This window comes from Streptomyces sp. ISL-98 (genome assembly GCF_018614055.1).
GTDB lineage: Bacteria > Actinomycetota > Actinomycetes > Streptomycetales > Streptomycetaceae > Streptomyces > Streptomyces spiramyceticus.
The window spans coordinates 58,670-73,313 of the sequence record NZ_JAGGPB010000043.1 but is presented as its reverse complement, the minus strand read 5'-3'; the positions used below and the strand labels follow the sequence as shown (position 1 = coordinate 73,313).

At 69.5% G+C, this 14,644-nt stretch carries 11 protein-coding genes; all 11 read right to left on the bottom strand.

What is annotated here, in order from left to right; translation table 11 throughout:
- Positions 1–27 precede the first annotated feature (27 nt).
- The 11 genes from J7I98_RS27425 to ligA all read right to left on the bottom strand — a co-directional run bounded on the left by J7I98_RS27425 (position 28) and on the right by ligA (position 14,627).
- Positions 28–213 carry a hypothetical protein gene (locus J7I98_RS27425; RefSeq protein ID WP_214927503.1) on the bottom strand — a complete coding sequence of 62 codons (186 nt, stop codon included), beginning with the start codon at positions 211–213 and terminating at the stop codon, positions 28–30.
- Positions 214–395: 182 nt separating this feature from the next.
- Positions 396–1,022 (bottom strand): hypothetical protein, encoded by a 627-nt coding sequence (locus J7I98_RS27420; RefSeq protein WP_214927501.1) that lies wholly within the window; start codon positions 1,020–1,022, stop codon positions 396–398.
- 35 nt (positions 1,023–1,057) lie between these two features.
- Positions 1,058–1,606, bottom strand: a complete 549-nt coding sequence (locus J7I98_RS27415; protein ID WP_214927500.1) for a GNAT family N-acetyltransferase — start codon at positions 1,604–1,606, stop codon at positions 1,058–1,060.
- 15 nt (positions 1,607–1,621) lie between these two features.
- Positions 1,622–3,832: an MMPL family transporter gene (locus J7I98_RS27410; RefSeq protein ID WP_214927498.1), complete on the bottom strand. Its 2,211-nt coding sequence runs from the start codon at positions 3,830–3,832 to the stop codon at positions 1,622–1,624.
- A 143-nt stretch (positions 3,833–3,975) separates the two neighbouring features.
- Positions 3,976–6,072 carry a phosphocholine-specific phospholipase C gene (locus tag J7I98_RS27405; protein ID WP_214927496.1) on the bottom strand — a complete coding sequence of 699 codons (2,097 nt, stop codon included), beginning with the start codon at positions 6,070–6,072 and terminating at the stop codon, positions 3,976–3,978.
- A 177-nt stretch (positions 6,073–6,249) separates the two neighbouring features.
- A complete protein-coding gene (gene gatB / locus J7I98_RS27400; protein WP_214927488.1) occupies positions 6,250–7,758 on the bottom strand; it encodes an Asp-tRNA(Asn)/Glu-tRNA(Gln) amidotransferase subunit GatB in 1,509 nt (502 codons plus the stop codon).
- 16 nt (positions 7,759–7,774) lie between these two features.
- On the bottom strand, positions 7,775–8,014 hold the full coding sequence (locus J7I98_RS27395) for a hypothetical protein (protein WP_214927487.1): 240 nt from the start codon (positions 8,012–8,014) through the stop codon (positions 7,775–7,777).
- Positions 8,011–9,513, bottom strand: coding sequence for an Asp-tRNA(Asn)/Glu-tRNA(Gln) amidotransferase subunit GatA (gene gatA / locus J7I98_RS27390; protein WP_214927480.1), 1,503 nt, complete (start codon positions 9,511–9,513; stop codon positions 8,011–8,013). Before gatA ends, J7I98_RS27395 begins: the two co-directional genes overlap by 4 nt.
- 6 nt (positions 9,514–9,519) lie before the next feature.
- Complete coding sequence (gatC, locus tag J7I98_RS27385) at positions 9,520–9,816, bottom strand: Asp-tRNA(Asn)/Glu-tRNA(Gln) amidotransferase subunit GatC (protein WP_015036350.1); 297 nt, start codon at positions 9,814–9,816, stop codon at positions 9,520–9,522.
- Between the two features lie 198 nt (positions 9,817–10,014).
- Positions 10,015–12,363 carry a putative bifunctional diguanylate cyclase/phosphodiesterase gene (locus J7I98_RS27380; protein ID WP_374225178.1) on the bottom strand — a complete coding sequence of 783 codons (2,349 nt, stop codon included), beginning with the start codon at positions 12,361–12,363 and terminating at the stop codon, positions 10,015–10,017.
- An 80-nt stretch (positions 12,364–12,443) separates the two neighbouring features.
- Positions 12,444–14,627 (bottom strand): NAD-dependent DNA ligase LigA, encoded by a 2,184-nt coding sequence (ligA, locus tag J7I98_RS27375; protein ID WP_214927465.1) that lies wholly within the window; start codon positions 14,625–14,627, stop codon positions 12,444–12,446.
- Between the last annotated feature and the right edge of the window lie 17 nt (positions 14,628–14,644).

Below are 14,644 nucleotides of genomic sequence, written 5' to 3'. Positions count from 1 at the left end.
AGTCGTCCCTCGGCCGTCACGCCGACGTCACGCGGCCCGGGCGAATCGGCTGCGCAGTGAACTCACCGGCCCCTCCGATGCGTTCTTCGCCGATCGGCGGGCGGACCGGCGGTCGGCGCGGCCGGCCTTGACGGCCTGCTTGACGAGGCGCTGGGCGTCGGCCCGCTGGAGGAGGTCGGCGGCGTGCAGCTTCTGCATCTCGTACTCGAACATCGTGTGCTCCCTGGTGAGTCATTCGTTGAGGTCGCTTTCTGCGATGCCTCAACTCTCGTTTCCCAGGGGGGTCCAGCACATCGGGAGAGTGCCGCATGTTGGTGGCACGAGGGGCCTTAGGTACGTACGAGGTGAGGCGTGTACGTACCTAAGGCCCCTGTTCCGGCCGCCTTACTGGCTCGTTACTGCCCTGCTCCGGCGCCCGCACCTGTGGCGGGCGGCGTCGGCATAGAGGCGAAGAGGTCGAGGTACATGCCGGTGGAGATGATCATCCCCAGAACGCCGAGCGCGACGCCCGCCCAGGCGACGGAGCGGACCCAGCCGGCCTGCGTGCTGCCGCCGGGCGTACCGAACGCGGGGCGGGCCAGCACCACAACGCCGACGATCAGGGCGAGCAGCGCGAAGCCGCCGTTGACGAGGGCGGTGAGGTGCCAGGCGTCACCGTAGATCGCGGTGACCTGCTCGGCGGGAGTGCTGGTCTGGGCGGTAGTCAGCTGGCCGATGAGCGTCTGGCGCTCGGCGGCGACGCGGCTGGTCCAGGTGCCGGTGAGGGCGGCGAAGCCGAGCACCGTGGAGACGACGGCGGCGGCGCCGATTCCAACGCCGGAGGAGACGCGCGGAGCGGCGTCGTCCGCGGCATCGCCGTCCTCGTCGTCACCCTCGTCGATGGAGTCGACATCAGCGTCGGCGTCGGCGATGACGTCCTGTTCCGCGATTTCTTCGGCCTTCTCGGCCTGGTCGGTCTTCTTGAGCTCGCCCTCGGGTGCGGCTGCTTCGTCGGACTTGGTGGCGGGGGGTGTGGCTGTCATACCTCGCACGCTAGGTGCCGTTTCTGAGAGCCGTCTTAACGCTGCTCGCGCCACTCCTGCCCCAGCACCGACCAGACCTCCATGTCGTGCCGTACACCCCGGTACGCGTTGCTCTCGCGCAGTACGCCGTCCCGCGTCATTCCCAGCCGCTTCGCGACATTGATGCTGGCCGTGTTCGCGGAGGCAGCCAGCCACTCGACGCGGTGCATCCCCCGCTCGTCCACCGCCCAGTCGATCAGCACCCGCGTCGCGCGCGTGACCAGCCCCCGGCCCACTGCTGACTCCTCGAGCCAGCAGCCCGCCTCGCAGTTGCCCGCGGCGGCGTCGAAGACCCGGAAGAGCACCCCGCCGACGAGCGTGCCTTCGAGCCAGATGCCGTAGATCCGGCCCGCGTCGGCGGCCTGCTTGTCGGCGTACGACTGGAGGAAAGCCCGCGCCGACGCGAGGTCGGTGGCCGCCGACGCGAGCCCGATGTACTGGCCGATGTACGCGCGGCCGCGGTCGATGTGAGCGAGGTACTCCTCGGCCTGCCACGGCTCCAGGGGACGCAGCTCGGCATCGTCACCCAGCGGTATCGCGAACATCCTGCTCCTCGACGGCTATTGCACGAGCTCTTCCTGTTCGCTCGCGCGCTGTCCCGGAATCTTTTCATGGGCAGGACGGCACTCGGGCGGTTCGATGCTGATCCGCGGCAGCCACCGGTCGAGGCTGCGCGGCAGCCACCAGTTCGCCCCGCCCAGCATGTGCATCAGGGCGGGCACCAGGAGCGTACGGAGGACAAATGCGTCCAGCGCGACGGCGGACGCCAGTGCGATGCCGAACATCGCGATGACGCGGTCGCCGCTCAGTACGAAGGCCAGGAAGACCGCGATCATGATCACCGCGGCGGAGTTGATCACGCGGCTGGTCTCGGCCAGGCCGACCCGTACGGCCCGCCGGTTGTCGCCGGTTTCGAGCCACTCCTCGTACATCCGGCTGACCAGGAAGACCTGGTAGTCCATGGAGAGGCCGAAGAGGACCGAGACCATGATCACTGGCAGGAATGGCTCGATCGGGCCGGCGCTGCCGAGTCCGAGCAGCTCGCTGCCCCACCCCCACTGGAAGATCGCGACGACGATTCCGAAGGAGGAGGCGACGGCGAGCACGTTCATCAGCGCCGCCTTCAGCGGGATGCCGACGCTTCGGAAGGCGAGCAGCAGCAGGGCGCAGCCGAGCGCGATGACGACGCCGACGAAGAGCGGCAGCTTCCCGACTATGATCTCGGCGAAATCGTCGTAGCTCGCGGTGACCCCGCCGACGTAGACGTCCAGGGACGTGCCCTGTTCGGCCTGGGGCAGGACGCTCTCGCGGAGACGGTCGACCAGGTCGCTGGTGTCCTGCGCCTGCGGCGATGTCTCGGGTACGACGGAGAGGACGGCCGTGTCGCCGCCGCTGTTGTACGTCACCGGGCCGACGGAGGCGACGCCCTCGGCCGAGCCCAGGCTGTCCCCGAGGGCGTTCATGGCGGCCTTGTCGTCGGCCCCGTCGACTTTGGCGACGAGGGTCAGCGGGCCGTTGCTGCCGGGGCCGAACCCGTCGGCGAGCAGGTCGTACGCCGAGCGGGTCGTCGTGGTGGCCGGGTTGTTGCCCTGGTCGGACGTGCCCAGGTGGAGCGAGAGCATGGGCAGCGCGAGGACCAGCATCACGACGGCCGCGACGGCGCCCAGCAGCTTGGGGTGGCGCTCGACGAAGGCGGACCAGCGGGCGGCGAAGCCGGTGGGCAGCTCGGGCTGCGGTCCGTGCTCGGCGAGGTGCCTGCGCTCGCGGCGGCTGAGGGCCTTCATGCCGATGAGGGAGAGCAGGGCGGGCAGCAGGGTCACCGATGCGGCGACGGTGAGGACGACGATGAGCGAGGCGGCGATCGCGACGCCGTTGAGGAACGACAGCTGCAGTATCAGCATGCCGAGCAGGGCGATACAGACGGTGGCGCCCGCGAAGACGACGGCGCGTCCTGTCGTGGCGACCGCATTGGCCGCCGCTTCGGGGACGGAGAGACCTCGGCGCAGTCCCTTGCGGTGGCGGGTGACGATGAACAGCGCGTAGTCGATGCCGACGCCGAGTCCTATCAGCATGCCGAGCATCGGCGCGAAGTCGGCGACCGTCATGACGTGGCCGAGCAGCACGATGCCCGCGTACGCCGTGCCGACGCTGACCAGGGCGGTCGCTATGGGCAGCAGGCTGGCGGCGAGCGAGCCGAAGGCGAGGAAGAGTACGACGGCCGCGACGACCACCCCTACGACCTCGCTGAGGTGCGCGCTGGAGGCCTCGGTGGAGGCGACGGCGGTGCCGCCGAGCTCCACCTGGAGCTTGTCGGTCTCCGCCTTCTTCGCGGTGTCGACCAGCGCCTGGGCCTGCGGCTGGGGGATGTCGTCGGCCTGCGCGTCGAAGGTGACGGTGGCGTAGGCGGTGTGTCCGTCGGCGCTGATCTGCCCGGCGCCCTGGCGCTCGTACGGGCTGGTGACGGTGGCGATGCCGGGGAGGTCGGCGATGTCGTCGAGCGTCTGCGTCATCCGCTGCTCGACTCCGGCGGCCTGCACGGTGGTACGTCCTGCCGTGTGCCAGACGACGGTGTTGCTGTCGCCGCCCCGGTCGTCGAACCCGGCGTCGAGGAGGGCTGTGGCCCGTCCGGACTCGGTGCCGGGTACCTCGTAGTCGTTCGAGTAGGAGGATCCTGCGATTCCGGCGGCGCCGGCGACTGTGCCGAGCGCGAGCAGCCAGAGCAGGATTGCGGCGAGACGGTGCGCGACGCACCACTGTGCGATTCGTGCCAACGGACTTGCTCCCTGAAGGGTTCGTGGATCTTTACACGGGAACAGCCCGCAAAGAACTCATGACCTACGCTCGGTCCACTCTGACAGCCAAACGTGATCCTTTGTCCGTTTCGTGCGCTTACTCACAGGCAGCGCGGGACATATCAGCCGGAGACGCTCGCGCGCCCATTCTCTACGTGCCCCATGAGGCGCCGGTGGAACGCGGCGTCACCCGAAACGGTGATCGCGAGGTCGTACCAGCCGTGCGCGTCGGCGGCGGAGTGCACCACGGTGCGGCTGCGGCCCGGCTTCACCGTGACCTCGCGGGGCGGGCCCTCGATGTCGGCCTCCTCGGCGTACGCCAGCGTCCGCACCGTGAAGGTGAGAGGCGTCGTGCCCCGGTTGGTGAGGGTGAGGTGCAGGTCACGGTCGCGTGCGTCGAGGTACGAGGAGACCTCGGCTGCGCCCGTCTTCGTACCGGCGAACTCGCGGCGGAAGCCGTTCGGCCCGGTGATCGTGAAGCGGTAGGAGTCCCCGGTAAGGGGCACCTGCCACTGCGCCTTGCCCCTTACATCCCGGTGCTGCGGCACGGCGAACTCCGCGGCGTACGGATACAGCGCGAAGTGTGCGCTCGCACGCCCCGTATTACTGAGCGCGACCTTGAATACGCCGCCCTCCACCTTTCCGTGAGCGTCCGGCTGATACGGCAGCGGGCGCGCGGGCCGCGTCCCCTCCTCCTGTACGGGCATGTGCTGCTCCAGCGGCGGGACCGGCCGCCAGCGCCCGGTGAACGGGGGTATCGCGCCCGGCTGCTCCACGTCGGGCAGCGCCCGGCCGCGCCTGAAGTCGAACGCCGAGGTCAGATCGCCCGTGACCGTGCGCCTCCACTCCGTAATGTTGGGCTCGCGCACGCCCGTCCACTCCTCCAGGAAGCGGACGACGGACGTGTGGTCGAAGACCTCGGAGCAGACGTAGCCGCCCACGGTCCACGGCGAGACCACGAGCATCGGGACGCGGATGCCGAGCCCGACCGGCTTGCCCTGCCAGCGCTCGTCGGTGTTGTCGGCGGGCGGAACGGGCGGCGGTACGTGATCGAAGAAGCCGTCGTTCTCGTCGTAATTGATCAGGACGACGGTGTGCCGCCACACGTCGGGGTGCGAGGCGAGCGCGTCCAGCACCTTGTAGACGAGCGAGGCGCTGGCGATCGGCGAGGACGAGCCGGGGTGCTCGGAGTCGACCGCCGAAGGCACCAGGTACGACACCTCGGGCAGCTCGCCCGCGGCGACGTCCGCCCGGAACTGGTCGGCGAGACTACCCGTCTCGCCGCGCCGCAGCCCGCGCTCGAAGAGCGAGCGCTCCTCCGTGGTCAGCGTGGCCACGCCCTCCTCCAGCGCCGCGAGCAGCCGCTCACGCTCGGCGGCATCGGTGGTGTCGCGGACCTTGGCGTAGAAGGCCTCCATGTAGGTGAAGCCGCCGGGGGCCTTCGCGAGCGCCTTGCGGGCGATCTTCTTGAAGCTGGTGAAGAACTCGATGTTGTTGTCGGTGAAGTTCTCCCACTCCTGGTACGTCTTCCAGCTGCGGCCCGCGCTCTCCAGCCGCTCGGCGTACGTCGGCCACGGGTAGCCGGGGTGCGTGCCCTCGGCGTACGCGGCATTGGTGACGGCCCGGCTGCCGTCCGCCTCGAAGCCGGTCCAGCCGCTCCACAGATGGTTCCGGTTGGGGCTCGTCGACGTATGGACGGAGGAGTGATAGGCGTCGCAGATGGTGAAGGTGTCTGCGAGCTCGTAATGCAGGGGCAGGTCGCGGCGGTCGTAGTAGGCCATGGTGGCGGCCGTCTTGGCGGACACCCAGCCGTTCATCCAGCCCTGGTTCCAGGCCTTGGCGCCGCCGCCCCACGAGTGGTCGAGGTCGCCGATGTACTGGAGGTCCTTCTTCTGCGCCTCGGCGGCGTCCCGCACCGGGAAGGGCAGGACGGTGCGGAGCGGCCCGGGCTGCTCGAAGACCGGCTTCCCCGAGGGCAGTTCTACGGCGTTCCTGTCGCTGAAGCCGCGTACGCCGCGCAGGGCGCCGAAGTAGTGGTCGAAGGAACGGTTCTCCTGCATCAGGACGACCACGTGCTTGACGGCACGCAGCCCGCCGGACGCCGGTTCGGCGGCGAGCGCGGCCTGGAGCGACGGCGGCAGCAGCGAACCCGCCGCTGCCGCGCCGAGCGCGCCCCCGCCGAGCGCGAACAGGCGGCGCCGTGAAATGTCAGTGGCCAAGTGATCCTCCCGAGTCAGGCGTTACCGCCGGGAAGCTAACGAGGCCAGATGGCGCCGGGAAGTCACAAGGACAGCGGCGCGGCAAACATCCAAGAGCCCGTCACAAGAGTCCAAGAACCGCAAAGGGCGGCGCACCGGTCCAGGGACCGGTGCGCCGCCCTTCGGCGTATCGGGCGGTCAGCCCTCGACGCCCAGCTTCTCCAGGATCAATTCGCGCACGCGTGCCGCGTCCGCCTGGCCTCGGGTGGCCTTCATGACCGCTCCGACCAGCGCGCCCGCCGCCGCGACCTTGCCACTGCGGATCTTGTCGGCGATCGCGGCGTTGGCTGCGATGGCCTCGTCGACCGCCGTGCCCAGCGCGCCCTCGTCCGAAACGACCTTCAGGCCGCGCTTCTCGACGACCTCGTCGGGACCGCCCTCGCCTGCGAGGACGCCCTCGATGACCTGGCGGGCCAGCTTGTCGTTCAGATCGCCGGAAGCGACCAGCGCGGTGACGCGGGCCACCTGCTCCGGCGTGATCGGCAGCGACGCGAGGTCGGTGCCCGCCTCGTTGGCGTTACGGGCCAGCTCGCCCATCCACCACTTGCGCGCCGAAGCCGCGCCCGCGCCCGCGTCGATCGTGGCGGCGATCAGGTCGACCGCGCCGGCGTTGAGCATCGACTGCATGTCGTGCTCGCTGATCCCCCACTCCTCGCGCAGCCGGTTGCGGCGTACGCGCGGCAGCTCGGGGAGGCCCTTGCGGAGCTCCTCGACCCACTCGCGGGACGGGGCCACCGGTACCAGGTCCGGCTCCGGGAAGTACCGGTAGTCCTCGGCGTTGTCCTTGATGCGGCCGGCCGTGGTGGAGCCGTCGTCCTCGTGGAAGTGGCGGGTCTCCTGGACGATCGTGCCGCCGGAGTTGAGGACCGCTGCGTGCCGCTGGATCTCGAAGCGGGCCGCACGCTCCACCGAGCGCAGCGAGTTGACGTTCTTCGTCTCGGAGCGCGTACCGAACTCCTCACGGCCGTGCGGCCGCAGGGAGAGGTTCACGTCGCAGCGCATCTGGCCCTGCTCCATGCGCGCCTCGGAGACGTCGAGCGCCCTGATGAGCTCGCGGAGCTCGGCGACGTACGCCTTCGCGACCTCCGGAGCACGCACGCCCGCGCCCTCGATCGGCTTGGTGACGATCTCGATGAGCGGGATACCGGCGCGGTTGTAGTCCAGGAGGGAGTGGGACGCGCCGTGGATACGGCCGGTCGCGCCGCCGACGTGCAACGACTTGCCGGTGTCCTCCTCCATGTGGGCGCGCTCGATCTGCACGCGGAAGACTTCGCCGTCCTCCAGCTGGACGTCCAGATAGCCGTTGAAGGCGATCGGCTCGTCGTACTGGGAGGTCTGGAAGTTCTTCGGCATGTCCGGATAGAAGTAGTTCTTCCGTGCGAAGCGGCACCACTCGGCGATCTCGCAGTTGAGCGCGAGGCCGATCTTGATGGCCGACTCGACGCCGATCGCGTTGACGACCGGGAGCGAGCCGGGCAGCCCCAGACAGGTGGGGCAGGTCTGGCTGTTGGCGTCCTGCTTGAGCTCCGTGGAGCAGCCGCAGAACATCTTCGTCTTTGTGCCGAGCTCGACGTGGACCTCGAGGCCCATGACGGGGTCGTAGGCCGCGAGGGCGTCCTCGTACGGCACAAGTTCAGTGACGGTCACGGTGAAACTTTCCCTCTCAGCCCAGCAGGACGTCGTCGTCGCCGAGGCGCTTCAGCTCGCGGTAGAGCAGAGCGATGCCGGTGGCGATGGCGGCAGCGGAGACGACGGCGTCGACCAGTCGGAGCGTGTCGTGTTCGTGGCGGGCCTTCTTGGCCTGCTTGAACACGCTGATCGCTCCGAAGGCGGTGGTGCCGATCGACAGATACGTACCGGTCTTGGACTTCTTGAAGCCCTTGGCCTTGTTGATTGCACTCACAGCGACGGTGCCTCCTCGAGCAGCGGGTGGCCCCACTTTTCCACGAAGGCGGCCTCGACGGCAGCGCCGACCTTGTAAAGACGGTCGTCCTTCATGGCCGGGGCGATGATCTGCAGACCGACCGGCATGCCGTCCTCGGGCGCCAGGCCGCAGGGCAGCGACATGGCGGCATTGCCGGCCAGGTTGGTCGGGATCGTGCACAGGTCGGCGAGGTACATCGCCATCGGGTCGTCGGCGCGCTCGCCGATCGGGAAGGCGGTGGTGGGCGTGGTCGGCGAAACGATCACGTCGACCTTCTCGAACGCCTTATCGAAGTCCTGGGTGATGAGCGTACGGACCTTCTGGGCCGAGCCGTAGTACGCGTCGTAGTAGCCGGAGCTGAGTGCGTACGTACCGAGGATGATGCGGCGCTTTACCTCGTCGCCGAAACCGGCCTGGCGGGTGAGGGCAGTGACCTCCTCGGCGGACTTCGTGCCGTCGTCGCCGACTCGCAGGCCGTACCGCATGGCGTCGAAGCGGGCCAGGTTGGAGGAGCACTCCGAGGGGGCGATCAGGTAGTACGCCGAGAGGGCGAGGTCGAAGGACGGGCAGTCCAGCTCGACGATCTCGGCGCCGAGTTCCCGCATCAGTTCGACGGACTCGTCGAAGCGCTGGAGGACACCGGCCTGGTAGCCCTCACCGCGGAACTGCTTGACGACGCCGACGCGCATGCCTGCGACGGAGCCGTTCCTCGCCGCCTCGACGACCGGCGGGACCGGGGCGTCGATGGAGGTCGAGTCGAGCGGGTCGTGCCCGGCGATGACCTCGTGGAGGAGGGCGGCGTCCAGGACCGTACGGGCGCAGGGGCCGCCCTGGTCGAGGCTGCTGGAGAACGCGACCATGCCGAAGCGGGAGACCGCGCCGTAGGTCGGCTTGACGCCGACGGTGCCGGTGACGGCGGCGGGCTGGCGGATGGAGCCGCCGGTGTCCGTGCCGATGGCGAGGGGCGCCTCGTACGAAGCGAGTGCGGCGGACGAGCCGCCGCCGGAGCCACCGGGGATCTTGGTCAGGTCCCAGGGGTTGCCGGTCGGCCCGAACGCGGAGTTCTCCGTCGACGACCCCATGGCGAACTCGTCCATGTTGGTCTTGCCGAGGATGACGACGTCGGCTGCCTTGAGCTTCTTGGTCAGCGTGGCGTCGTACGGCGGGATCCAGCCTTCGAGGATCTTCGACCCGACGGTGGTCGGGATGCCCTCGGTGGTGAAGATGTCCTTGAGCGCGAGCGGGACACCGGCCAGCGGGCCGAGCTTCTCGCCGTTCGCCTTCTTGGCGTCCACGGCGCGGGCCTGGGCGAGCGCCCCGTCCCTGTCCACGTGCAGGAAGGCGTGCACCTTCTCGTCGACGGCCTCGATCCGGGCCAGGTGGGCCTCGGTGACCTCGACGGCCGTGAGCTCACCGGAAGCGATCTTCGCGGCGGTCTCGGCGGCGGTGAGCTTGATGATGTTGCTGTTGTCCGTCATGACTGTTTAGTCCTCCCCCAGGATCTGCGGCACCTTGAAACGCTGCTGCTCCTGGGCGGGGGCACCGGAGAGGGCCTGCTCCGGGGTGAGCGACGGACGGACCTCGTCCGCGCGCATGACGTTGGTCAGCGGCAGCGGGTGGGAGGTCGGCGGTACGTCTTGGTCGGCGACCTCGGAGACGCGGGCGACCGCGCCGATGATGTCGTCGAGCTGACCGGCGAAGTGATCGAGCTCTTCGCCCTTCAGCTCCAGACGCGCCAGCCGTGCGAGGTGGGCGACCTCCTCGCGCGTGATGCCAGGCATGCAGCGATCCTCAGGGGTGAGTGTGTGGGTTTTGGCCCAATCCTATGGGGCGCGGCCCCTTCCCCACGAAACGGATTCTCTGCGCGCCCGGGCGAGCGGTTCGCGAGCGCGGTCCGGCGGTGCCTGCACCGGAGCGGGAGATGCGCCGGCGACGGGGCCGGGGCGCCGGCCTTCCGGGTGCGACCCCGTCGCGGGTGGTTACTTCACGGGCTGGCCGGAAGGGGACGGGGACGGGCGCTTTGCTTCCTCCAGGGCTGCTGCGGCGGCTACGCGGTCCAGGTCGACCTGGCGGTGCCAGCCGTTCTCGCCCCGGGCCAGCAGCCACGCCGTCGCCTCGTCCGGCGGCATCGCGGCCGCCACCAGCCACCCCTGCACCGCATCGCAGCGCAGGTCCCTCAGCCGCTCCCACGTCTCGTCGTCCTCGACGCCCTCCGCCACCACCAGCAGGCCGAGCGAGTGGGCCAGGTCGACCGTGCAGCGGACGATCTCGGCGTCCTCGTTGTCGACCGCCAGCCTCGCCACGAAGGAGCGGTCGATTTTCAGCTCGCTCACCGGGAGCCGACGGAGGTGGACCAGGGACGAGTACCCCGTACCGAAGTCGTCCAGGGACATCTTCACGCCGTGCCCGGTCAGCCCGGCCAGCGTGTCCGCCGCGCGCTGGGGGTCCTCCAGCAGCACGTGTTCCGTTATTTCCAGCTGCAAGGACCCCGCAGGCACACCGTGCCGGGCGAGCCGCGCCGCGACCGCGCCCGCGAACCCCGGCGTGTGGACGTCGCGCGGCGAGACATTCACCGCGACCGGAACGTTCAGCCCCTGCGCCCGCCACCGCGCGACCTGCGCCAGCGCCGTCTCCAGGACGTACTCCGTCAGATGCGGCATCAGCCCCGACGACTCCGCGATGGCGATGAATTCGTCCGGGGGGACCCGTCCCCGCTCCGGGTGCACCCACCGGACCAGGGCTTCGAGGCCGGCGACCTGCCCGTCGAACCGGACCTTCGGCTGGTAGTGGAGCTCGACCTCGCTCGCGTCCAGCGCCCGCCGGAGGTCGCCCAACAGGCCGAGCCTGTCGGGGGTGTTGCTGTCCCGCTTGGATTCGTAGACCTCTACGCCCGTACGGTCGCGCTTGGCCTGATACATCGCCACGTCTGCGCGCCGCAGCAGTCCCTCCGCGTCGAGCGCGTGGTCGGGGAAAACGGCGACGCCCGCGCTGGCCTCCAGGACGAGCGTCAGACCGTCCAGGTCGAGCGGCGACGACAGTTCGGCCACGAGATGCCGGGCGACGCGCTGCGCACTGGTCGTGGAGTCGGCCTTCGGGAGCAGAACCGCGAACTCGTCGCCGCCGAGCCGCGCAGCCTCCGCCCCGCGCGGCAGGGCCAGCCGCAGCCTGTCCGCTATCTGGAGCAGCAGCCGGTCGCCGGCCAGATGGCCGAGCGTGTCATTGACCGCCCGGAAGCGGTCGAGGTCTATCAGTACGAGCGCTGACCGGGTGCCGACGCTCTCGGCTTCCTCCAGTGCGGGCCAGGCCCGCTCCAACAGCCACTGCCGGTTGGGCAGTCCGGTGAGCGGATCCCGCAGCTGCTCCTCCGCCCGCGCCCTGGCGATCCACAGCGTGGAGTCCAGCGCGATTAAGGGCACCGAGAAGAGCGGCAGCAGGAACGGCAGTGCCACGGCGACCACGCATATGAGCGGGGCGATGCCGAGCAGCGCGACAGCGACGAGTGCCTGCCGGTACAGGGCCGTTCGGGCGACGGACGGCAGCCGCCCGCCCCGGGGCGCCAGCGCGTACCAGAGGAGCAGCCGGGTGACGGCAAGGTAGGCAGTGGCGGCGAGCACGACTTCGGGGACAGCGTCGATTCCCCACTCCAGCGGATCCCAGGGCTTCTCGACGGTCGGTACGTCGCCGAACGCGGCCAGGACGAGCGCCGCGGTGCCTATGCCCAGGATGTCCACCGCGCCGTGCAGCACGCCCTGGCGCCAGCGGTGCCTGCGGGCCAGTCCGACCAGCACGACGACGGCGAGGCTGACCAGACCGGCCGGCAGCCAGCCGTACAGCAGCAGGACGGCGAGCGTCAGCGCCGCGCCGGAGCCCGTGCCGCCCCACCAGCGGTCGCGGCCGAGGGCGACCAGGTGGCCCACGATGAATCCGGTGAGCAGGGCCAGCGACCATCCCAGTGTGCCGTCGGGGAACAGGGCATGGCCCTGGGTGACGGCTCGGCAGATCCCGGTCACCAGGAGGACGGCGGCCAGTGCGGCCACGACGGCGGGCAGCTTCCTCTGGGCCGCTGCCCAACCTCGCAGCCGTGAGACCGGGTCGGCACTCTCGGTCGGTTTCATTCCGTCCCTCTCACAGCCGTCGGTGCCCGTGCCACGCGATGGCCCCGTTGTCATGCCATCACGACTGAAATCCCTTCCCCGAGCTCCTGAGGAGCAGGGGAACACCCCATGGCAGCCGTGCACGACGGGCGCACATCTCAACAGTAGGCCGCAGGAGGCTCCTGCGGGCAGCGGTCTACCGCTCTTGCCCGAATGCGACCCGGGCACCCGCATCGGTCTGGTATGCGCCGAACGGGTGACTCCCGGCTGCCATTTCCCCCTCTCACCGCCCCTGTCCCCGCCTCGCGGCCCGCCTACTCCTCGGTCGGCACAGCCGCTTCACGAGCCGCTTCCGGTCCCTCCGCCAAAAGGACGGCAAATCCGTCTTCGTTCAGGACAGGAACCTTCAACTGCATGGCCTTGTCGTACTTCGAGCCGGGGCTGTCACCGACCACCACGAAGGAGGTTTTCTTCGAAACAGATCCGGTGACCTTCGCTCCGCGGCTCTGGAGCGCCTCTTTTGCGCCATCCCTTGTGTGGTTCTGCAAGGTTCCGGTCACGACGACCGTGAGGCCCTCCAGCGGACGGGGGCCCTGGTCTTCACCGGCGCCCTCTTCCTCCATCCGGACCCCGGCCGCCCGCCACTTGCGCAGGATCTCCCGGTGCCAGTCCTCCTCGAACCACTGTTTGAGCGAGGCGGCGATGGTCGGCCCGACCCCCTCCACAGCGGCCAGTTCCTCCTCGCTCGCCTTCTCGATCCGCTCCAGCGAGCGGAACTCACGGGCCAGTGCCTCCGCCGCGACAGGTCCGACATGACGGATCGACAGGCCGGTGATGACACGGGCCAGCGGCCGCTCCTTGGCCGCGGCGATGTTCTCCAGCATCGCGAGGGTGTTCTTCTTCGGCACCCCCTCCTGGTTGGCGAAGAAGGTCACGACCTTCTCCTCCCCCGTCTTGGGGTCGCGCTTGGGCAGACCCGAATCCTGGTCCAGGACATACGACTTGATGGGCAGCAGCTGCTCGACGTCGAGGTCGAAGAGGTCACCCTCGTCCCGCAGCGGCGGCTCGGCCGGCTCCAGCGGCCTGGTGAGCGCGGCCGCCGCGACATAACCGAAGTTCTCGATGTCCAGCGCCTTGCGGCCGGCCAGGTAGAACAGCCGCTCCCGCAACTGGGCAGGGCAGGAGCGGGCGTTGGGACAGCGGAGGTCGATGTCGGCCTCCTTCATGGGCCGCAGCGCACTGCCGCACTCCGGGCACTCGGACGGCATCACGAACTCCCGCTCGCTGCCGTCCCGCAGGTCGACGACCGGACCCAGGATCTCCGGAATGACGTCGCCCGCCTTGCGCAGCACCACCGTGTCCCCGATGCGTACGCCCTTGGCCTTCACCACCTCCTGGTTGTGCAGGGTGGCGAATTCGACCTCCGATCCGGCGACCGTGACCGGCTCCACCTGGGCGTACGGCGTCACCCGGCCCGTACGGCCCACGCCGACCCGGATGTTCACGAGCTTGGTGTTGACCTCCTCCGGCGCGTACTTCCAGGCGATCGCCCAGCGCGGCGCCCGCGAGGTCGAGCCGAGCCGGCCCTGGAGCCGGATCTCGTCGACCTTGACGACGACACCGTCGATCTCGTGCTCCACGGAGTGCCGGTGCTCGCCGAAGTACGCGATGAAGTCCTTTACGCCCGCGAGGTCGTCGACCACCCTGTTGTGCTGCGCGGTCGGCATGCCCCACTCGCGGAGCAGGTCGTACGCCTGCGACAGGCGGTCGATGTCCAGGCCCTCGCGGGCGCCGATTCCATGCACCACCATGTGCAGCGGGCGCGTCGCGGTGACCTTGGGGTCCTTCTGCCGCAGCGAACCCGCTGCCGCGTTGCGCGGATTGGCAAAGGGCTTGTCGTGGGCCTCCACGAGCCGAGCGTTCAGCTCCTGGAACTTCTCCATCGGGAAGAAGACCTCGCCGCGGATCTCGACCAGGTCGGGGATCCGGTCGCCCTTCAGCCGGTCCGGGACGCCCGCGATCGTACGGATGTTGGGTGTGATGTCCTCACCCGTCCGGCCGTCGCCACGCGTCGCGGCCCGCGTCAGCCGCCCCTTCTCGTACGTCAGATTGACCGCGAGGCCGTCCACCTTCAGCTCGCACAGGAGGTGGTACGGAACGGAGCCCAGCTCATTGGCGACGCGCTCGCCCCAGGCCTCCAGCTCCTTGTCGTCGAAGGCGTTGTCGAGGGAGAGCATGCGCTCGCGGTGCTGGACCGCGGTGAATTCGGTCTCGTACGCCCCGGCGACCTTCTGGGTCGGCGAGTCGGGCGTACGCAGCTCGGGATACTCGTCCTCCAACGCCTCCAGTGAGCGCAGGAGCTTGTCGAACTCGGCGTCGCTGACGACCGGCTGGTCCTTCACGTAGTACCGGAAGCGGTGCTCCTCGATCTGCTCAGCGAGCTGCGCATGCTGCTCCCGTGCCTCTGCGGGTACCGCCGCGTGCTGTTCGCCAGCCACCGTCTTGTCCTCCCGTT

Excerpts from the sequence above, each read along its gene's own strand:
- J7I98_RS27425 (WP_214927503.1), bottom strand. The coding sequence starts at position 213 with ATGTTCGAGTACGAGATGCAGAAGCTGCACGCCGCCGACCTCCTCCAG.
- J7I98_RS27420 (WP_214927501.1), bottom strand. The coding sequence starts at position 1,022 with ATGACAGCCACACCCCCCGCCACCAAGTCCGACGAAGCAGCCGCACCC.
- J7I98_RS27415 (WP_214927500.1), bottom strand. The coding sequence starts at position 1,606 with ATGTTCGCGATACCGCTGGGTGACGATGCCGAGCTGCGTCCCCTGGAG.
- gatA (WP_214927480.1), bottom strand. The coding sequence starts at position 9,513 with ATGACGGACAACAGCAACATCATCAAGCTCACCGCCGCCGAGACCGCC.
- gatC (WP_015036350.1), bottom strand. The coding sequence starts at position 9,816 with ATGCCTGGCATCACGCGCGAGGAGGTCGCCCACCTCGCACGGCTGGCG.
- J7I98_RS27380 (WP_374225178.1), bottom strand. The coding sequence starts at position 12,363 with ATGCGGGTGCCCGGGTCGCATTCGGGCAAGAGCGGTAGACCGCTGCCC.